The organism is Lacticaseibacillus suihuaensis (assembly GCF_054785075.1).
Window position 1 is genome coordinate 1 of the sequence record NZ_BAAGBJ010000003.1, and the last position, 18,359, is coordinate 18,359.

Annotated in this window: 16 protein-coding genes; 10 read left to right on the plus strand and 6 right to left on the minus strand. The window is 63.2% G+C overall.

Features of this window, described 5'->3' with window-relative positions; genetic code table 11:
- Positions 1-147 precede the first annotated feature (147 nt).
- The 3 genes from ACYVRZ_RS03655 to mscL form a co-directional block, all read right to left on the minus strand.
- Positions 148-2,880, minus strand: a complete 2,733-nt coding sequence (locus ACYVRZ_RS03655; protein ID WP_461224913.1) for a YhgE/Pip domain-containing protein — start codon at positions 2,878-2,880, stop codon at positions 148-150.
- 299 nt (positions 2,881-3,179) lie between these two features.
- Positions 3,180-3,692: an HAD-IIIA family hydrolase gene (locus ACYVRZ_RS03660; protein WP_461224915.1), complete on the minus strand. Its 513-nt coding sequence runs from the start codon at positions 3,690-3,692 to the stop codon at positions 3,180-3,182.
- Positions 3,693-3,739: 47 nt separating this feature from the next.
- Positions 3,740-4,114 carry a large-conductance mechanosensitive channel protein MscL gene (mscL, locus tag ACYVRZ_RS03665; RefSeq protein ID WP_461224917.1) on the minus strand — a complete coding sequence of 125 codons (375 nt, stop codon included), beginning with the start codon at positions 4,112-4,114 and terminating at the stop codon, positions 3,740-3,742.
- 143 nt (positions 4,115-4,257) lie between these two features.
- Between mscL and ACYVRZ_RS03670 the strand changes: the two genes are divergently transcribed.
- Genes ACYVRZ_RS03670 through ACYVRZ_RS03680 form a run of 3 tightly spaced genes read left to right on the plus strand, consistent with a single transcriptional unit; the run spans position 4,258 to position 8,288 of the window.
- Complete coding sequence (locus ACYVRZ_RS03670) at positions 4,258-5,196, plus strand: AAA family ATPase (RefSeq protein WP_461224919.1); 939 nt, start codon at positions 4,258-4,260, stop codon at positions 5,194-5,196.
- 4 nt (positions 5,197-5,200) lie between these two features.
- Positions 5,201-6,184, plus strand: coding sequence for a DUF58 domain-containing protein (locus ACYVRZ_RS03675; RefSeq protein WP_461224921.1), 984 nt, complete (start codon positions 5,201-5,203; stop codon positions 6,182-6,184).
- 4 nt (positions 6,185-6,188) lie between these two features.
- On the plus strand, positions 6,189-8,288 hold the full coding sequence (locus ACYVRZ_RS03680) for a DUF4129 domain-containing transglutaminase family protein (RefSeq protein ID WP_461224923.1): 2,100 nt from the start codon (positions 6,189-6,191) through the stop codon (positions 8,286-8,288).
- 70 nt (positions 8,289-8,358) lie between these two features.
- Here the strand turns inward: ACYVRZ_RS03680 and ACYVRZ_RS03685 are convergent, their stop codons facing one another.
- Positions 8,359-9,411 (minus strand): YdcF family protein, encoded by a 1,053-nt coding sequence (locus tag ACYVRZ_RS03685; RefSeq protein ID WP_461224925.1) that lies wholly within the window; start codon positions 9,409-9,411, stop codon positions 8,359-8,361.
- Between the two features lie 139 nt (positions 9,412-9,550).
- On the opposite strand from ACYVRZ_RS03685, the gene ACYVRZ_RS03690 reads away from it, so the two are divergent.
- Entirely contained in the window at positions 9,551-10,012 is a 462-nt protein-coding gene (locus ACYVRZ_RS03690; RefSeq protein WP_461224927.1) for an NUDIX hydrolase, read from the plus strand.
- Here ACYVRZ_RS03690 and ACYVRZ_RS03695 read toward each other — a convergent pair.
- Positions 9,987-11,327, minus strand: coding sequence for an HD domain-containing protein (locus ACYVRZ_RS03695; protein WP_461224929.1), 1,341 nt, complete (start codon positions 11,325-11,327; stop codon positions 9,987-9,989). The genes ACYVRZ_RS03690 and ACYVRZ_RS03695 overlap by 26 nt on opposite strands.
- A gap of 119 nt (positions 11,328-11,446) precedes the next feature.
- Here ACYVRZ_RS03695 and ACYVRZ_RS03700 point away from each other — a divergent pair, with 119 nt between their 5' ends.
- The 4 genes from ACYVRZ_RS03700 to ACYVRZ_RS03715 all read left to right on the plus strand — a co-directional run bounded on the left by ACYVRZ_RS03700 (position 11,447) and on the right by ACYVRZ_RS03715 (position 15,009).
- The gene (locus ACYVRZ_RS03700; RefSeq protein WP_262314985.1) at positions 11,447-11,893 is read left to right on the plus strand and encodes a YwiB family protein; all 447 of its coding nucleotides are present in this window, start codon (positions 11,447-11,449) and stop codon (positions 11,891-11,893) included.
- A 43-nt stretch (positions 11,894-11,936) separates the two neighbouring features.
- On the plus strand, positions 11,937-12,575 hold the full coding sequence (rpoE, locus tag ACYVRZ_RS03705; RefSeq protein WP_461224931.1) for a DNA-directed RNA polymerase subunit delta: 639 nt from the start codon (positions 11,937-11,939) through the stop codon (positions 12,573-12,575).
- A gap of 83 nt (positions 12,576-12,658) precedes the next feature.
- Positions 12,659-13,180, plus strand: coding sequence for a DUF1697 domain-containing protein (locus ACYVRZ_RS03710; RefSeq protein ID WP_461224933.1), 522 nt, complete (start codon positions 12,659-12,661; stop codon positions 13,178-13,180).
- Positions 13,181-13,407: 227 nt separating this feature from the next.
- A complete protein-coding gene (locus ACYVRZ_RS03715; RefSeq protein ID WP_461224935.1) occupies positions 13,408-15,009 on the plus strand; it encodes a CTP synthase in 1,602 nt (533 codons plus the stop codon).
- A gap of 87 nt (positions 15,010-15,096) precedes the next feature.
- Here the strand turns inward: ACYVRZ_RS03715 and ACYVRZ_RS03720 are convergent, their stop codons facing one another.
- Entirely contained in the window at positions 15,097-15,537 is a 441-nt protein-coding gene (locus ACYVRZ_RS03720; protein ID WP_461224937.1) for a MerR family transcriptional regulator, read from the minus strand.
- Between the two features lie 70 nt (positions 15,538-15,607).
- On the opposite strand from ACYVRZ_RS03720, the gene ACYVRZ_RS03725 reads away from it, so the two are divergent.
- Together ACYVRZ_RS03725 and ACYVRZ_RS03730 are read left to right on the plus strand one after the other, a co-directional pair.
- Positions 15,608-16,600 carry an aldo/keto reductase gene (locus ACYVRZ_RS03725; RefSeq protein ID WP_461224939.1) on the plus strand — a complete coding sequence of 331 codons (993 nt, stop codon included), beginning with the start codon at positions 15,608-15,610 and terminating at the stop codon, positions 16,598-16,600.
- A gap of 272 nt (positions 16,601-16,872) precedes the next feature.
- On the plus strand, positions 16,873-18,135 hold the full coding sequence (locus tag ACYVRZ_RS03730; protein ID WP_461224941.1) for a UDP-N-acetylglucosamine 1-carboxyvinyltransferase: 1,263 nt from the start codon (positions 16,873-16,875) through the stop codon (positions 18,133-18,135).
- Positions 18,136-18,359: the final 224 nt, after the last annotated feature.

Below are 18,359 nucleotides of genomic sequence, written 5' to 3' on the forward strand. Positions count from 1 at the left end.
GCAACACTCGCAGAACTCATGCCGTTCAAGTAGGCAGTGACAGCCTTGATACGAAAATCTAAGTCGAATTTGACCATAATAAAACCCCCAGATTTGGATTGTTGTCCAAACTTGGGGGTTCACATCAATGCCCCGGCGTTTTTGGCGTCACTCGATGATTTTGCTTTGGCGCGTGATGCGGTGCATGCGGTCGATCCACGGCCGGATCGGGCCCTTGAGCAGCAGGCCCAAGGCGGTGAAGGCCAGGCCAAACGCAGCAAGCGCCGCGAGGTCTTGCCACAGCCCCGGCCAGTAAATGCCGCCGACGGTTTCGCGCAGCAGGTTGACGGCGTAGGTGAACGGCAGCCAGGGGTTGATGGCCTGGAAGAACCCGCCGGACAGCACCACCGGGAAGTTACCGCCGGCGCCGGAAATCGATAGCACCAAGATAATGATACCGATGCCCTTGCCGACGTTGCCGAACAGCGCAATCAGCGCGTAGAGAATCGAGACGAACACCACGGCCAACAGCATCGCAAACAGCAGGTAAAGCGGCTTGTTGACCACGTAGGTGTGAATCAGCACGATGTTGCCGGCCGCCGCGACCAGTGCCTGCAGCATCCCGAGCCCGGCGAAGGTCAGCCACCGGGCCAAGTAGCGCTGGCGAACGGTGGTGTGGGCGAGTGCGGCCGGCAGCTCGTATTCGGTCATCAGAATCGCACCGAGCAGCAAGGCGCCGACCCAGATGCACAAGGCGAGGTAGAACGGGGCGCTTTGGGAGCCGTAGGTCGGGATGTGGTACAGCGTGGTTTGGCTGACGGTCACCGGAGCGGCCAAAAAACTGGCCTCCTTGGTGGCGTCGCGGCGCAAAAGCGCGATTAAGGCGCTGAGGTCGACGGACCGCTCGCCCTTTTTGATGGCGGCGGCGCCTTTTTGAATCGCGGTTTCAAGCGTCGGCCAGTCGTTTTGCTTGAAGGCGGCCGCGGTTTGCAACCCGCTTTCCAAAAGCGGCAGCTCGGCGTTGGCCTGCGCAAGCGACGTGGTTAGATCGCGCTCAATGCCGGGCAGGTCGCTTTGGATGAAGCCGGTCGCCTTTTGCAGCTTGGTCTTCAGCGCCGGAAACTCGGTTTGGTAAAGCCCCGCGGCCAGGGTGACCCCGGATTGAATTTGGCTCATGTGGCCGTTGAGCAGCCGGTCGGCGTCGGCCAGCTCGGTTTTCAGGGCCGGCAGCTGGCGGCGCAGCGCCTTGAGGAAGGTGTTGGCCTGGCGCAACAGGGTCTTGGTGTTGGCGAGCAGCGCCGGCATGGCCGGCAGAACTTGCTGATTGATCTGCGTCAGCGTGGTGTCGGCGGCGCTCAAGGCAGCGGTGAAGTGGCTCATCACGGTCTGAACACTGGCGGCGAGGTTCAGGTTGGCCAGCACTGTGGCCGCTTGGGCGAAGCCATCTGCCGTGGTCGTCAGTGTGGTCAGGCGCGACCGCAGCTGGGCCAAGGAAAGATCCGGCACCGCCTTCGCCAGCGCCTTGGCCTGAGTCTCCAGGCCGGCCGCCGTGGTCGCCACCCGATTCAGCCGGTCGATCGCCGTCGTCAGTGCCGCGGTATCTTTGACTTGCAGCGTTTGCCCGGTTGCCTTCAGGTGCGTCAGCGTGGCGGCCAGGGCCCGGGCGGTGGCCGCCGCGTTGGCGGCGCGAGCGGCGGCCTGCGTCAACCGCGTGGCAATCGCCGCTCGCACCGCGGCGGTGGCGGGTGCCGCATCCAGTTCGGCCAGGTCGGCGTTCAGGGCGGTCAGGTCGGCCGCCCAGGCGGTGTTCGCTTGACCGATGACGCTCAGCCCTGCGTCAACGGCGGTGTGAACCACGCCCAGTGCCTGGGTCACCTTGGGCAGCACCTGATCCTTGGTGGTGGCCACTGTGGCCTGGGCCGCCTGACCGAAGCGGGTCAACGACGGCAGGGTGCCGTCGACTTGATCGATCACGGTCAGCCCCTGGCCGGTGACCGTCGCGGCCTTGGTGACGGCCTGGGCCAGCGTGTCGTACTGGGCGTTGACCGCGCCCAGCTGGGTGCCGGCGGCCTGGACCTCGGGCAGCTTGCCCTTCACGGTCACGGCCAGCTGCCCGGCGTCTTGGACCAGCGGCAGGTAGCCGTTGGCCGCCACGAGCTTTTGGCCGGCCGCGTTGACTTGCGGCAGGTAGCCGACCAGCTGGTTGGCCGCCTTGAGCTTGGCCTTCAGGGCCGGCAGCTTGGCCTGCACGGTCGAGACGGTGGCCAGGTACTGACGGATGGTCGGCAGCTGGTCGTTCGTGGCGGTGACGAGGCTTGCAAAGCGGCGAATCAGCGGCAGGTTGGCGTCCAGCTTGACGCCGGCCTGGTTGAACACCCCGACCAGCGTCTTGGCCACAGTGTCGACGAACTGGCTTGAAATCGTGCTTTGCAACGTCGTAGTGCCGCTGGCCGTGATTTTGGGCGCAATCGCGTTGATCTTCTCGTTGACGTAGTACTTCAGCTTCGGGCGCTGAATCTTGCCGTCGACGAAGGTCATCAGGTCCTTGGAAAAGCGGCGCGGCACCACGATGCCGGCGTAGTACTTGCCGCTTTGCACCCCGTCGACCACCGCCTGCTTGGAGGAGACGAACTGCCAGCCGAGCTTTTTGTTGGCGTGAAGCTGGGTGATCAGCTCGTCACCGATCGCAATTTTCTTACCGGCGAATTGAGTTGGCGCGTCAGCCGAATAGACGGCGACCTTCAGCGCCTGGGTATTGCTGTAAGGATCCCATAGCGCCCAGACGTTGAACCAGCAGTAGAGGCTGGGGATGATGACCAACGCGCAGATCAACAGGAAGGCGAAGGGGCTCTTGAAGATACGCTTCCAGTCCAGAACGAACAACTTGCCAATGTTTCGCATATTCTCTCCTTGTGGTATGTTCTGCGCGATATTATATCATGTTATGAACATTTTTTTTGGAGAAAATAAAAAGCGCGGCGGTACCGAACGTGTTATTCGACTGGTCGACTGATGCCCGGCCCTCGCAGACGACGCAACGAAGCACCGTCACCTTGATTCGGGCTGACGGTGCTTCGTTGCGCAGGTGGCGTAATCCACGACGCGGTCTGCGATAACCTCGTCGTTGTCCGATTCTGCGATTAGACTAATTTTAGTTTACGGGGTACGCGGTGCCTCCACGGCGGCTCGCTTGCGCTTGGTTAGATTGTGGCGCCGCAGTGGGCCAGCACCCAGTTCGTGGCGGCGGTGAAGTCTGGTTGCTCGATGACACCGGGCCGGCCAGACGCGGGTTCGCCGCGCCCGGTGGCCACGTGCAAGCCGAGGCAGCCGGCGGCCTCGGCCAGGCCCATATCCGCTTGGTTCGAGTCGCCAATCACCACCGCCTCTTGGGCGGTGAAGGCGTAGCGAGCCGTTGCCTGCCGAAACAATCCCAGGTGCGGTTTACGACAGCTGCAGCCAGCCGCTGCTGAGTGGGGGCAAATGAAGACATCATCAGCGCCGAGGGCCAGGAGGCTGGCGACCAGCGCTTTTTCATCGAGCTCACCGCTTGCAATGCGGGTCTGGTTCGTCAGGACTAGGCAGCGCAGGCCGTGCTGGCGGAGCTGCTGCAAGGCGGTTGACACGCCAGGGTAGGGGACAAAGTCTGCGAGTGGGTGAAAATGGCCGTCGCCGCCGAGCGTGCCGTCGCGATCAATCAGAACAGTGGTGAGCATGCAAACCTCCTACTTAGTATTTCCGGATTGGCTCGTCGAAACGCGGCCTAGTCTTGGTTCTGCTTGGCCAGCAGGTCGCGAATCTCGGTGAGTAGCACCTCTTCCTTGGTCGGACCGGCCGGGGCCGCCGCTTTCTTGGGCAGCAGCCGGTTCACGGTGCGAACGATCAGGAAAACGATGAACGCCACAATCAGAAAGTTGATGATGTCGTTCAGGAAGGCCCCGTAGGTGAAATTAGCGCCGAGGACCGAAAAATGCAGTTTGGTCAGGTTGGTGCTCTTGGTGAACATGCCGAGAATCGGGCCGATCAGGTTGTCGGTCAAAGACGTCACCAGCTTGGTGAATGCACTGCCGATGATGACGCCGACCGCCAAGTCTAAGACGTTGCCGCGCATGATGAACTGTCGAAATTCTTTGAACACAATGAACCTCCTGTCGCCGGGACCACCGGCTGGTTTTGCCTTCAGTATACCGGTCTCAACTAGGTGGCCACAAGCGTTGTATCCGCTTGCATTCGAAATATAAATCGATAATAATTAAGGAAAGACCGACAGGAGGAAACAGCATGACACCAGAGGAAGCACAGGCGCTGATCGACGCGGCAATCGATCACATCGACACGGTGATCGTGGGCAAGAAGCAGGTGATTCGCATGACCATCGCGGCCCTTTTGGCAGGTGGGCACGTCTTGTTCGAAGACATCCCAGGGGTGGGCAAAACCACGCTGGCCAAGGCGCTGGCGCGAACCTTCGCGGGGGACTTTCACCGCATTCAGTTCACGCCGGACCTGTTGCCCAGCGATATTTTGGGGGTGACGGTGTACGACCAGGCCCAAGGCGCCTTTCGCTTCCAAAAGGGGCCGGTATTCACCGCCTTTTTGCTGGCCGACGAAATCAATCGGGCGACGCCGCGGGTGCAGTCGGCCCTGCTGGAGGCGATGGCCGAGCGGCGCGTGACCATCGACGACCACACCCACGACTTGCCGGCGGACTTCTTCGTGCTGGCGACTCAAAATCCCGCCGATTACGAAGGCACCTACCCGCTGCCCGAGGCTCAGCTCGATCGCTTCTTGATGCGGCTGACCATCGGCTACCCGGATGCCCAGGCCGAACGTACCCTGCTGGCTTTGGGGCAGGCGGCGCCGCGGCTGGAGGCCCTGACGCCGCTGGTGTCGGCCGCCCAGCTGGCGACGCTCAAGGCGCTGGTCGCCTCGGTACACGTCGCCGGGTCGCTACTCGATTACGTGATGAGCCTGGTCGTGGCCACGCGCGAACACCCCGAGCTCGCCACCGGGGTGTCGCCTCGCGGGGCCTTGGCGTTGGTGGCCGCGGCCAAGGCCTACGCGGTGACGGCCGGGCGCGACTACGTGGTGGCCGCCGACCTGCAGCTGCTGGCACCGGTGGTCCTGCAACACCGCCTGTTGGTGCGGCCCGGTGCCAGCGCGACGGCCCAGGAGGTGCTGGCGGAGTGCCTGGCGAACACGCCGGTGCCGGTGCGGGGGTGAAGCGATGCGGATGGTGATGCGAGACGCCTTGGTGGTGGCGCTGGCCGGCGCGGTGATGCTATTCGGGGCGGCCTTCAACACCGACACCGGCTGGACCCTGGCGCTGTGTGCCGCCGGGCTGTTGGCGATTGGCGTCGTCAGCCTGGGCTGGCCGTTGCGGCTGATTCAGGCGACCAGCCGCAGCCTGGCGACGGCGGAGGCCCCGGTGGCCTTGACGCTGCACGGTCGCGCCTGGTTCGCCCAGCTCGCCGTTCGCGGCGGCGTTCAGCCCGTCAGCTGGGCGCCGGTGTGGGGCCGCGCTCAGGGCAGCGTGGCCGTCAGGCTGGAACGCGGCCGCTACCACCGGCTGCCGCTGACCCTGGTGGCCACGGATGCGGTCGGGCTACTTCAAAAGGCGCGGCCGCTGACGCTGCGGGAGCCGCTTTTAGTCGGCCCCAGGCGGGAGGCGGCGCTATGCGCCAGGCTATACCCGGTGCTTCGCGCGGCGACGGCACGGCTGCAAACTACGGCGGGGGCGCCGAGCTTCGACTTGATCGGGCTGCGACCTTACGTGGCCGGCGACCCGATTCAGGCGATCGATTGGAAGCTGACCGCCAAGCACGGTGCGGCCATCGTGCGGCAGACCAGAAGCGCCACCCAAGTGCCGTGGCAGGCGGTGTTGCTCGCCGACCCGGCGCGGTTTGAGTTACAGTTGGCGCTGGTCCACACGCTGGCTTCGCGGGGACTGTGGCGCGAGCTCACGGCGCTGACGGCGGCGGGGCCGGTGGTCGCCCCAAGCGAGGAATGGTTCGCCACGGTTCAGCCGGATGCGGTCGGTGCGGCGGGGCTTGCCACCTTGCCGAATCTGCCCACCATTGTGTTTTGTCCCGAGGCGGCGGTGGCGGCGGTGCAGGCGGCGCTTGCGCCGCAGCCCGTCTTGGCGGTAGCGCTGACGGCGGCCGGGCCGGTCGTGATGGCCGGCGGTCGCAGCCAACTGGTCAGGGGGTGAGGCGATGAGACAACGCAATCTGGGTGATTGGTGGCGAGCGGTCCTGATGCTCTGGCTGATTCAGGTCATGCTCACCCCGTTTTTGGCCGTCAACGCCCTGGACCACCCCTGGGTGCTGCGCGGCGTCGGCTTGGTCGCGGTGGTGCTGGCCGCCTGCTGGCGCCGCTGGCCGCGCTGGCGGGTGCTGTGGGTGCTGGCGCTGGTGGGAGCAAGCCTGGGCAGCTGGTGTGCCTTGCTGCCCGACATGGCCAAAAACAACCGTAACCTCTGGACGCTCGGGCGCGAGCTGGCCCAGGCCTGGCAGGGGTTCGTCACACGCGGCGGGGTGAACGTGGCGACGCTTTTGGCCGCCTTGCTCGGCCTGCTGTTCGCCTTGGCCCTGGCGGTGCTCGGGGTGCGGTATGCGCATCCATACCTGGCCCTGCTTTTGGTGCTGTGGTACTTGCTGATGGTGCATGCCATTAACGGCAACGCACTGGTGGCCGAGAGCCTGCAGGTGATGGCGATTGCCTGCCTGATCAACGCGGGGTCTTGGCAAGGGGGCCTCGGTCGCGGGGCGGTCGCGGCCATGATCGCCTTGGTCGCGGTGCTGGGCGTGGCGCATGGGTCAAGTGTTTTGGACACCGCCACGGTGCCGGTTCGCAACTGGGTCAACGCGTCTGGGCTGTACGATGTTTTGCTGGCCATGACCGAAGACACGCCGCGAACCGGGTACAGCGACAACGACACGACGCTGGGCGGCCCGGTGTACGACGACACCACGCCGGTGTTCACGGTGGCGACCAAAACCCCGCTGTACCTGCGGGTCACGGTCAAAACCGACTACAGCGGCCGCGGCTGGCAGGAGGGCCCTTTGAGCCGCGACCAGGTGCAGACGCTGACGCTTGACAACGGTATCCTGACCGGAATCAAAGACGCCAAGGCCGCGGCCTACGCCGCCGGCCAAGCGGTCACCATCACCGCCAAGACGCCGGTTGACTACTTCGGGCTGCCCAACGGCGACGTCAGCATCACGGCCGTGTCGCCGGGGTCGTTCAACGACCTCTTTTACGCGGCGGATTTTGCCCGGCTGTTCCGCGGCCAAAGCGGCGGCATCAAGAAGCTGAGTCTGCGGGTGAAACCCAAAAAGCGCGACGCGGCCGCCCTCAGGCAGGTCGGCGACCGCGCGACGGAGGGCCGCACGGTGCAGCTGCCGGAGAAGCTGCCGGCTCGCATCAAGCAGTTGGCGACGCGCGTCACGGCCGGTGCGACCAACGATTACGACCGGGCGGTGGCCATCGAGCAGTTCTTGAAGACGGATCCGCGCTTCACCTACTCGAAGGTCGACACGCCCAAAACGCCCAAGGGTCGTGATTACGTCGATCATTTTCTCTTCACCAGCAAGGTCGGCTACTGCGACAACTTCTCAAGCGCCATGGTGGTGATGCTGCGAACGCTGGGCGTACCGGCACGGTGGGCCAAGGGCTTCAACCAAGGCACCGCCATCGGCAACGACACCTACGCAATCACCAACGCCAACGCTCATTCCTGGCCGGAGGTGTACTTTGGCCCCAAGTACGGCTGGATCGACTTCGAGCCGACGCCGGGGTTCGGCAGCAGTGCGGCGACCCCGCTGACGCTGCAGACCAGCGAAAGCGCCAGCAGCGTAGGCGCCAGCGCAAGCAGCCAAAGTACGGCCAGCGGCAAAAGCGCGTTGCAGGCCGCCAGCCAAAGCAGCGCGACCGTGCAGCAAACCCAAGCGGCCGAGGGCCACGGCCTGTGGCGGTGGGCCCTAGCGGTGATCGCGGCCGCCTTGCTCCTGGTGGCCTGGCTGCTGCGCCGCAAGCTCGTGGCGCGACTTGCCGCGGTCGCGCTGACGCCGCAGAACTTTCCGCGGCGCTACCGGCTGCTGTTGTATGCGCTGGGCGGGGTACGGCGGCGACCGAGCGGCCAGAACCTGGTGGACTACGCCGCGGCCATCGAGGCTCGGCTGCCGCTTGACGGCGCCTTCACGACCCTGACCGCCGCCTACGAGGCCAGCGTCTTCGGCCACCACCAGGCGGTGCCGCTCGCCGCGTTCAGGCGCGTCAGCCGCGGCCTGCCCTGGCTGGCGCGGCGCCTTTAGGCCAAGCCAAAAACACCGGTCACGTTCGCCCACAGTGGGTGAGCGTGACCGGTGTTTGACTTGCGCTGGGTTAGGGCAGGAACGCCTGCTGCAGCGCCACGGCAAGGCCGAAGGCGGCGATCAGGCCGAGGATGACGATGTGGCGGCGCTTGTGGATCACCACGAAGGCCAGGTACTCGCGAATCACGGCGTTAGGCAGGAAGTAAAACGACGTGGCGGCGCCGACCCCGTTGGCGGCCAGCCCGGCGGCCCGGGCGAAGATGCCGGCCCGGAGCAGGTGGTAGTTGTTGGTGAAAAAGGCGGCCTTGTATGGCTGGCCGGCGGTGCGGCTTTCGATCAGGCGCTTGGAGAACAGCATGTTTTGGTAGGTGGTTTTGGAGGCGCCTTCGACCAGCGTGTCGGCTTCGGGAATCCCGGCGGCCAGGGCGAAGCGCTGCATGGCCAGACCTTCCGGCAGCTTTTCGTCCGGGCCCTGGCCGCCCGAAAAGACCAGCGTCGCGTGCTTGCCGGTTTTTTGCAGCTGCTTGCGGTAGAACTTGAGCCCGGCGTTGATGCGAGCGGCCAACAGCGGTGAGACCCGGTCGCCGCCGATCAGGCCGGAGCCCAGCACGATCAGGTAGTCCTTGTCGCGGCGGGGGCGGTACAGGTTGTACAGCACCAGCGCCGTCAAGAAGTTGTACAAGGCGACCAGCTCGTAGCCGATGGCCAGGCTGAAGAACACGGCCAGGCCGTTGTAAACCGGGTCGGGCAGCCAGCCGCGGCCGATGCTGGCGGCGATTTCGAGCAGTAGCAGGCCGATGGCGATCAGAAGCGTCAGCATGTTGCCCAGCGAGTGGCCCTCGCGCCGCCACACCACCCGGGCGTTCCACAGCAGCCAGACCAGGTGCAGGGCGAACAAGACGCCGATCACCAACAGGGCGATGACGAAGAGGGTGGCGAACACCGCGATCAACAGCCGGTTGTTGGAGGCGAGAATCGCCCCGGCGGCCGCGGTCAAAACGGTGATGCCGAATAGGTTGAACAGCAGGCCGTTGAGCAGGCGCCGCGGCTCCTTGAAGAAGCTGGTGAAAAACAGGGCCCCGAACAAGGCGACGGGGATTAACAGGTAAGGCACGACGGCCATGGCGACACTTCCTTGTGGTGATTAAATTTCCGTGGGGTTATAATGAGACCAATCCAGCGGTTAAAAAACAGGGGACAATCGCTTAGGCGCCTTCGCCGCGTTGCGCGGCGGCCCGGCGTTGTCTCGGAAAGGTGTACACATGCATGATCCAGTATTCGGCACCAAGGATCCGACTTTGACCTACAAGACGCGCATCGGCGTGTACGGGGTGATTCCCGATGACACCGGCAAGCGATTGTTGATTCTGGAGGCGCCTAACCACGCGCTGTTTCTGCCCGGCGGCGAGGTCGAGGGGCAGGAAAGCGACGCGCAGACGCTGTCGCGGGAGCTTCTCGAGGAGTTCGGCGTGGCGGTGACGCAAGGGGCGCTTTTGGGCCGAGCCAGCGAGTACTTCTACTCCCATCACCGCCAAACCGCGTACTACCACCCGGCCACCTTCTACGCGGCCCAAGACATTCGGCGGGTGCAGGCGCCGCTTGAGGACTTCAACACGCTGATGCTGATGCCCGTCGAGCTGGCGGCGGCCCAGCTGAAGCGGCCGACGCATCGCTGGGCCGTGGCCCAGTGGCTGCGCCTCACGGCCGGATCAGCGCCCCGTTGAGCAGGTACTTCTGAAAGGTGCGGTAGACCTTGGCGTTGGCCGCCTCGGCATCGGTGTCCAGCATCACCTTGGGGAAGTAGAAGCGCTTGTCCCCGACGGCCTGACCGGACAAGGCGGCGACCAGCCGCGACAGCGTCGACAGCTCCTCGAGGGTGCCGTCGGCCTGGATGATCTCGATTTGGGTCTTCGGGTTGGCGGCGCTTGGGTCGTACTGATCGTATGGCAGGTCGAAGCTGTCGTTTTCGGCGGTGTAGTAGGTGGGGTCAAACCCGGCCTGTTGCACCAGGTCGCGCAGCGTCGGCAACAGGCCGGCGGTGGCCTCGGTGAAGGTCACCGACTTCAGCGGCCGCCGGCTCAAGAAGCGGTCGGCCAGGTCGGCCAGCACCGGATCGGGGTAGTCGAGCCAGTAGCTGAAGTAGGTGTTGAGCACTCCGTCGTCCAAGCGCAAGTAGTCCTGCAGCGTGAAGTCCCGCTTGAAAAACGGAATCAACAGCCGCGGGGCGAAGCTGGCGTCGAACTTGCCGGCCTCATACAGCACCTTGGCGCGTTGCAGAAGGTGGGTTAGAATCATCTCCATCCCGCGCGACACCGGGTGAAAGTAGATCTGCTGGTACATCTGAAAGCGGCTGACGATGTAATCCTCCACCGCGTGCATCCCGTTGGCGTCAAAGCCGATGCCGCCGGCGTAAGGCCGCATCACCCGCAGGATGCGGGTGAGGTCGAACTCGCCGTACTTGGTGCCGGTGTTGTACGCATCGCGCAGCAGGTAATCCATGCGGTCGGCGTCAATTTGGCTTGAAATCATCTGCACGACCTGCGGGTTCGGGTAGGTGTGGGCGATCACGCTGGCCACCTTCTCCGGAAAGCCCGGCGCCACCTGTCGCAGGATGCGGCAGACGTTGGTGCTGGGGTCGGTCACAATCTGGCGAGTGATTGCCTCGTGGTCGGTGTTGAAAATGTGCTCGAAGGTGTGCGAGTAGGCGCCGTGGCCGATGTCATGCAACAGCGCCGCGCAAAGCGCCACCAGCCGCTCGGCGTCGTCCCACAGGCCATCGCCGGCGGTTTGGGTCGGGTAGTTGGCCGCGAAGTTGTCGCAGATCTGGCGGGTGATTTCGTAGACGCCGAGGCTGTGGGTGAAGCGGGTGTGCTCGGCGCCTTGGAAGACCTCCGCCGCCACGCCCAGCTGCTTGATGCGACGCAGCCGCTGAAACTCGGGGGTGTTGATCAGATCCAAGATCACCTGGTGCCGGACGTGGATGTAATTATGAACCGGATCACGAAACACTTTTTCGCGCGGTAAGTACTGAATCGGCATGATTTCTCCTGACTGGGCCAAGGCCCGTGCGTATCACCTTCATTATAAAGGAAAAGGCCGGTCATGACACGCACTTGTGAATTTTGGTATAATGGCTGGCAGAAAGGGACGGTGAGTGCATGGATTTGACACATGGCATCGCGATTACGCTGCACCTGGAAACCTTCGTGGAGCAGGACGGCGAGACTGAAAAACACGTTTTTGACGAGCCCGGCACCTTGGTGGCCATGGGCGGGACGCTGTACATCCGGTACCGCGAGGTGGACCCGACGGCCGGCACAGACTACCCGGTGACACTCAAGCTGCGAACTGACGGCTCCGTTCAGCTGTCGCGCGGCGCAAGCGATGCGGAGACCAACCTGCGCCTGCATTTTGCCAACGACCGGCGCATCTTGACCCGTTACCGCACCCCGTACGGCGATATTCCGGTCGAGACGGTCACGCCGCGGCTGGACGTGCGGATGACCGAGGACCCCTTGGCCGGCGAGGTGTACATCGAATACCAGCTGTTCGGCAACGGCGAACACCTTGGAAATTACCGGCTGCATTTGCAATTTACCGCCTGAGCGCGTAATATCTTTAATAGACTGTGGAAAGGGCGTGTACCGGTTGAAACTAGACGTATTTGCCGATGCGAACAAAGCTGAACTGTCCATGATCGAGGTGGCACGCGCCATCCTCGAGGAGAAGGGCGACACCATGCCTTTCGTGGACATTGTGAATGAGATCCAGACCTACTTGGGAAAGAGCGACGAGGAAGTTCGCGACCGCTTGCCGCAATTTTACACCGACCTGAACGTCGATGGCAGCTTCATCTCCTTGGGCGATAACGTCTGGGGCCTGCGCGAGTGGTACCCTTACGAATCCGTCGATGAAGAGGTCAACCACCCCGAAGAAGACGACGACGCCCCACGCCGCAAGAAGCGCAAGAAGGTCAACGCGTTCCTGGCCGATGTGGCCGACGACGACGATGTCATCGACTACAACGATGACGATCCGGAAGACGACGACTTCGACGACGACGATGACGCGGAAGACGACGCAGAGGCCGACGGCGATGAGCCGGATGACTTCGACGCCGCCGTCGATGCCGACGACAGCGACGAAACAGACGATGCGGCCGACGACCTGCCGGATGGCATCGAAGGGCAGCTGGCCGAGTTCGGCGACGACGATGACGAAGCCGACGACGCGGATGAAGACGGCGACGACTTCACGGCCGATGACGCCGATTCAGACAAAGACTAAGCGTTGATGAAACCGGCTGCGGCCGGTTTTTTGGTCTCACCACGCCGGCCGGTTGGCGGCGCGAGCCAATCCAGGAGAGAGACATGGAATACCTGCTTTTGCTGCGCGGCGTCAACGTCGGTGGCAACCATCGCGTTGTGATGCGTGAGCTGACGGCGGCCGGGGGCCGCGACGTGGTCAGCTACATCAACTCCGGCAACCTCTTGTTGACCTGCGATGGCGACGCAACCGCGCTGGTGGCGCCGGTGCTGGCCACCTACGACTTTCCCATCGCCTTTGCGACCCTTCAAGGCCGGGCCTTTGTGGCCGCGGTCGCCCAGGCGCCGGCGTGGTGGGGGCAGCCCGGTGACCTGCGGCACAACGCGCTGGTTCGCCTGCCGGGGTATGATCCGGCCTACGACGCGCGAATTCGCGCCGGGCTGACGCCTTACGACCGGGTGGCCTTCACGCCGCAGCTGATTTTTTGGTCGGCGCCGGCCAAGGTCAACTACTCCCGGGCCTTTTACGCCAAAATGCTGCCGGAGCCCTTCTACCCGCTGGTGTCGATTCGCAATCGCAACACCACCCTGAAGCTGGCCGCGCTGATGGCCAAGCGCCTGGCCTGAGTCATTTTACGCCGAAATGGGCGCCGAGTGAGCCGCTGAAACCGGCGCCAGCCGCGGGTTTCACGCGCGACTTTCACAAAGTCCTTGACGCCTGGTGTTATTTTCGTTACTATACTTTTTGGGCGCTCTGCTCTTGCAGAGCCAAAACGGTTGCAAGCTCCCTGTTCGGTTGAATAGGGAGCTTGTTTTTGTTTTTACCCGTCAAAATCACACAAAGGAGTTTTCTCATGACCAAGTATATTTTTGTTACCGGTGGGGTCGTGTCTTCACTTGGCAAAGGGATCGTGGCGGCAAGCCTGGGTCGATTGCTCAAAAACCGGGGCTTGAAGGTAACGATTCAAAAATTTGATCCGTACATCAACGTGGATCCCGGCACGATGAACCCGTACCAGCACGGGGAAGTCTTCGTAACCGACGATGGTGCCGAAACGGACCTGGACCTTGGCCATTACGAACGCTTCATCGATATTAACCTGAACAAGTACAGCAACGTCACCACCGGCAAGATCTACTCCGAGGTGCTGGACAAGGAGCGCAAGGGTGAGTACCTCGGCGCGACCGTTCAGGTGATTCCACACATCACCAACATGCTCAAGGAGAAGATCATGCGGGCGGCCACGACGACCGACTCCGACATCATCATCACCGAAATCGGCGGCACGGTCGGTGACATCGAATCCCAGCCGTTCCTCGAGGCGATTCGCCAGATGAAAAACGACGTGGGCGCCGAAAACACCTACTACATCCACGCCACCCTGGTGCCTTACCTGCGGGCCGCCGGCGAGATGAAGACCAAGCCGACCCAGCACTCGGTCAAGGAGCTGCGCAACATCGGCATCCAGCCGAACATGCTGATTCTGCGGACCGAAAAGCCGGTCACGGAAGGCATGAAGGAGAAGATCGCGCTGTTCACCGACGTGCGTCAGGACTCGATCATCGAATCCCGCGACGCCAAGACGTTGTACGAGATTCCCTTGGCGATGCAGGCCCAGGGCATGGACCAGCGCGTGATCGAGCACTTCGGCCTGGATGTGCCGGCCGCCGACATGACCGAGTGGACCGCCTTGGTTCACAAGGTGCAAAACCTGCACCACAGCGTCAAGATCGCCTTGGTCGGCAAGTACGTCGCCCTCAAGGATGCCTACATCTCCGTCGCCGAGGCGCTGAAGTCGGCCGGCTACTTCTGGGATTCAGACATCGACCTTGAGACTTTCCAGGCCGAGGACGTGACCGATGACAACGTCAAGGAGCTGCTGGGCGACGCCGATGGCATCCTGGTGCCTGGGGGCTTCGGCGACCGCGGCTTGGAAGGCAAAATCGCCGCGATTCGCTACGCGCGTGAGAACGACGTGCCGTTCTTGGGCATCTGCTTAGGGATGCAGATGGCGTCCATTGAGTTCGCCCGCAACGTCGCCGGCATCAAGCATGCCGGCTCCACCGAGGTGGCACCGGACATCGAGGACCCGGTCATCGACCTGATGCCGGATCAGGTCAACGTCGAAAACCTCGGCGGGACCCTGCGTCTGGGCCTGTACCCATGCGTTTTGCAGCCGGGGACCGTGGCCGCTGCGGCCTACGACAACGTGCCGGAGGTGCAAAAGCGTCACCGCCACCGCTACGAGTTCAACACCAAGTACCGCAAGACTCTGGAGGACAAGGGTTTGGTCTTCTCCGGCGTGTCGCCTGACAATCGCCTGATGGAAGTAATCGAGCTGCCGGCCAACAAGTTCTTCGTCGCCTCCCAGTACCACCCGGAATTCCAGTCGCGTCCGACCCGTCCGGAAGGCCTGTTCAAGGCCTTCATCAAGGCCGCTGGTGACTTCAACTAACCATAGACACGCCAAAGGGGTACCCGCGATTTGCGGGTACCCCTTTGCTTGCGTGTGGCTAGGTCTGTGCAGGGTAGTGGCGGCTGCCTAGGCGTGGGCTAGTGCGGCCTCGACCTCCGCTTGTGGACAGTTGCGGTAGTGGTCCCAGCCAGGCGCTTCGGTGCCGGTGGCCGCGGCGGCCGCACAGGCGCGGTGGAAGGCCAGCTTGCGGTGCAGGTGAGCCAAAGATTCCGCCAGGGCCTGCTGCTTGGCCGCAAGCACGCGCTCTTGCTGGGTCAAAAGCGCGACGATGGCCGGCTCGCTGCCGGGCGTGTCGGCCAGGTCAAAGTAGGCCTGCAGCTGGGTGATGGTCATGCCGGCCTGCTTGAAGCAGCAGATCGACTTGAGCCGGTTGAAGTGACCGTCGGTGTAGAGGCGGCGGCTGCCGCGGCGCTGGACGTGAGTCAGCAGGCCGACTTGCTCGTAGTACCGCAATGTCGACGCCGGCAGGTTGAACAGCCGGCTGAGTTGGGTAATGGTATAGGTCATAATTGCCTCCGAGAAATCGCTTTACTTCAAGTGTACTTCAAGTTGTACACTAAGCCCAGAGGTGATCAAAATGTATCTTGCAGATGAGAATCGTTACCAGAACATGACTTACAACCGCGTGGGCAACTCCGGGCTGAAACTGTCAGCCCTGTCGCTTGGACTGTGGCACAACTTCGGCACCGTCGACCCCTTGGCCAACCAAAAAGCGGTGCTCGAGGCCGCCTTCGACCACGGCATCACGCACTTCGACCTGGCCAACAACTACGGCCCGACCGCCGGGGCCGCCGAGGAGAACTTCGGGCGGATTTTCCACCAGGAGTTCGCGGCCTACCGCGACGAAATGGTGATTTCCACCAAGGCCGGTTACTACATGTGGCCGGGCCCGTACGGGGAGTGGGGTTCCAAGAAGAGCATCATCGCGTCTTGCGACCAGAGCCTGCGCCGGCTGGGACTGGACTACGTGGACATCTTCTACAGCCACCGGCCGGACCCGGATACCCCGTTCGAGGAAACCGCCCAGGCGCTGGACCAGCTGGTGCGGCAGGGCAAGGCCCTGTACATCGGCATCTCCAACTACTCGGCCGAGCAAACCGCGGCGATTGTGCCGATTTTCCGCCGGCTGGGAACGCCGCTCATCATCCACCAGGTCTGCTACAACATGTTCACCCGCGGTCCGGAAGACGGGTTGTTCCAGGAGCTCGCCAAGGCGCAGCTAGGGGCGATTACCTTCAGCCCACTGGCCCAGGGGCTGTTGACTGACCGCTACCTGAACGGTATTCCGGCCGACTCCCGCGCCGCTCGCAGCTCCAGCCCGTTCCTGCACCCGGCCAACGTCGAAAAAACGCTGGTTACCGTCCGGGCCCTCAACCAGATTGCGGCCGACCGCGGCCAGAGCCTGGCCGCGATGGCCCTGGCCTGGATCTTGCAGCAGCCGACCGTCGCCAGTGTCTTGATCGGGGCCTCGCGGGTCAGTCAGCTGGAGGCCAACCTCAAGGCGCTGGATCAGCCGGACTTCACGACGGACGAGCTGGCGGCCATCGATCGGGTTTTGGCCCAAAAATAACAGCGCGTTCAAAGCCCCGGCGAAGCGATTCGCCGGGGCTTTGCTGACCCCATCGATGCGGCCGAATCCGCGGTCGGCCGCTTCGTGAGGGTTTTCTCAGAATTACCGGTAATCCGGGATCGGCCTTGTGTTTTGTACAGAAGTTCATTAAAATAAAACGATGAACGTGTGTTTTTTTGCACGACTCTCCCATCAGTGAACGAATCAACCGTTGCGCCTGTCTTAGTGGCGCGGCCATACCTGTGAACGTCTGTAAGTGAGGAATAATTCAAATGAAAAAAATGCTGATCCGCGGCGGCAAGAAGCTCTCCGGCACGGTCGTGATCGGCGGGGCCAAGAACAGCACCGTTGCGCTCATCCCCGCCGCGATTTTGTCACGCACCCCGGTGACCCTTGACTCCGTCCCCCACATTCAGGATGTGGACAACCTGATGGCGATTCTCGACGAGATGAACGTGAAATCCGAGTTCGCCGACTGTGTGCTCAAAATTGACCCGACCGAGATTCAAAACGTGCCGCTGCCCAATGGCAAGATCAAGTCGCTGCGGGCCTCGTACTACTTCATGGGCGCGATGCTCGGCCGCTTCGGCCAGGCGGTCGTCGGCCTGCCCGGCGGCGACGACATCGGGCCGCGGCCGATCGACCAGCACATCAAGGGTTTCGAGGCCCTCGGCGCCAAGGTGGCCAACGAACACGGCGCCATCGCGATTCGCGCCCCCAAGGAGGGGCTGCACGGCGCCCGGATTTTCCTGGACATGGTGTCCGTCGGCGCGACCATCAACGTGATTCTCGCCGCGGTGACGGCGCATGGCCGCACGGTGATTGAAAACGCGGCCAAGGAACCCGAAATCATCGACCTAGCCACCTACCTGAACAACATGGGCGCTTCGATTCGCGGCGCCGGCACCGACGTCATTCGCATCGAAGGCGTCGACCAGCTGGCCGCCCACAACGCCCACACCATCATTCCCGACCGCATCGAGGCCGGCACCTACCTCGCCATGGCGGCGGCCGTGGGGGACGGGGTGAAGGTCCAAAACATCATCTCCGAACACCTCGACGCCTTTTTGGCCAAGCTCGAGGAGATGGGCGTGACCATGGACGTCGGCGAGGACAGCATCTTTGTGTACCCCTCCGGCGACCTGCGCATGGTGCAGATCAAGACCATGCCTTACCCGGGCTTTGCCACCGACCTGCAGCAGCCGATCACGCCGCTGTTGCTCAAGGCGCATGGCGAGGGCATTATCGTCGACACCATCTACCCCAAGCGGGTGCGGCACATTCCCGAGCTGATTCGCATGGGCGCCGACATCACGGTCGAAAACGATGTGATCTTGCTGCACCACGCCGACCGGCTGCAAGGCACCGAGGTCGCGGCCGAGGAGATTCGCGCCGGGGCGTGTTTGATGACCGCGGCCTTGATGGCGGAGGGCGAAACCGTCATCACCAAGGCGGAGAACATCCTGCGCGGGTACGATCGCGTGATCATGAAGCTGCAGGGCCTCGGGGCCGACGTCGCGTTGGTCAACGAGTGAGGCGCTTTTGCCGGCTGTCAGGGGGCCAATTGCACCAGCTGTGAGGGTGCCGCAAGCGCGGCTCCCGAGTTTGCTGTACCCGCGCCGCGGTCTGAACGGCGCGTTTGGTAGAAGGGGTGCGGTCCTTTGCGGGGTGCTAGAGGCCGGACGCTGCCGGGTCTGCTACCGCGGCGGATTTGCCAGCGAGCGGTTGCTTTTGGCGAGCGGCTATGATAAACTGCTAA

Coding starts and splice junctions, on each gene's coding strand:
- ACYVRZ_RS03655 (WP_461224913.1), bottom strand. CDS start 2,880: ATGCGAAACATTGGCAAGTTGTTCGTTCTGGACTGGAAGCGTATCTTC.
- ACYVRZ_RS03700 (WP_262314985.1), top strand. CDS start 11,447: ATGGATTTGACACATGGCATCGCGATTACGCTGCACCTGGAAACCTTC.
- ACYVRZ_RS03680 (WP_461224923.1), top strand. CDS start 6,189: ATGAGACAACGCAATCTGGGTGATTGGTGGCGAGCGGTCCTGATGCTC.
- ACYVRZ_RS03670 (WP_461224919.1), top strand. CDS start 4,258: ATGACACCAGAGGAAGCACAGGCGCTGATCGACGCGGCAATCGATCAC.
- ACYVRZ_RS03685 (WP_461224925.1), bottom strand. CDS start 9,411: ATGGCCGTCGTGCCTTACCTGTTAATCCCCGTCGCCTTGTTCGGGGCC.
- ACYVRZ_RS03715 (WP_461224935.1), top strand. CDS start 13,408: ATGACCAAGTATATTTTTGTTACCGGTGGGGTCGTGTCTTCACTTGGC.
- ACYVRZ_RS03720 (WP_461224937.1), bottom strand. CDS start 15,537: ATGACCTATACCATTACCCAACTCAGCCGGCTGTTCAACCTGCCGGCG.
- ACYVRZ_RS03730 (WP_461224941.1), top strand. CDS start 16,873: ATGAAAAAAATGCTGATCCGCGGCGGCAAGAAGCTCTCCGGCACGGTC.
- ACYVRZ_RS03675 (WP_461224921.1), top strand. CDS start 5,201: ATGCGGATGGTGATGCGAGACGCCTTGGTGGTGGCGCTGGCCGGCGCG.
- ACYVRZ_RS03725 (WP_461224939.1), top strand. CDS start 15,608: ATGTATCTTGCAGATGAGAATCGTTACCAGAACATGACTTACAACCGC.
- ACYVRZ_RS03710 (WP_461224933.1), top strand. CDS start 12,659: ATGGAATACCTGCTTTTGCTGCGCGGCGTCAACGTCGGTGGCAACCAT.
- ACYVRZ_RS03690 (WP_461224927.1), top strand. CDS start 9,551: ATGCATGATCCAGTATTCGGCACCAAGGATCCGACTTTGACCTACAAG.
- ACYVRZ_RS03695 (WP_461224929.1), bottom strand. CDS start 11,327: ATGCCGATTCAGTACTTACCGCGCGAAAAAGTGTTTCGTGATCCGGTT.
- ACYVRZ_RS03660 (WP_461224915.1), bottom strand. CDS start 3,692: ATGCTCACCACTGTTCTGATTGATCGCGACGGCACGCTCGGCGGCGAC.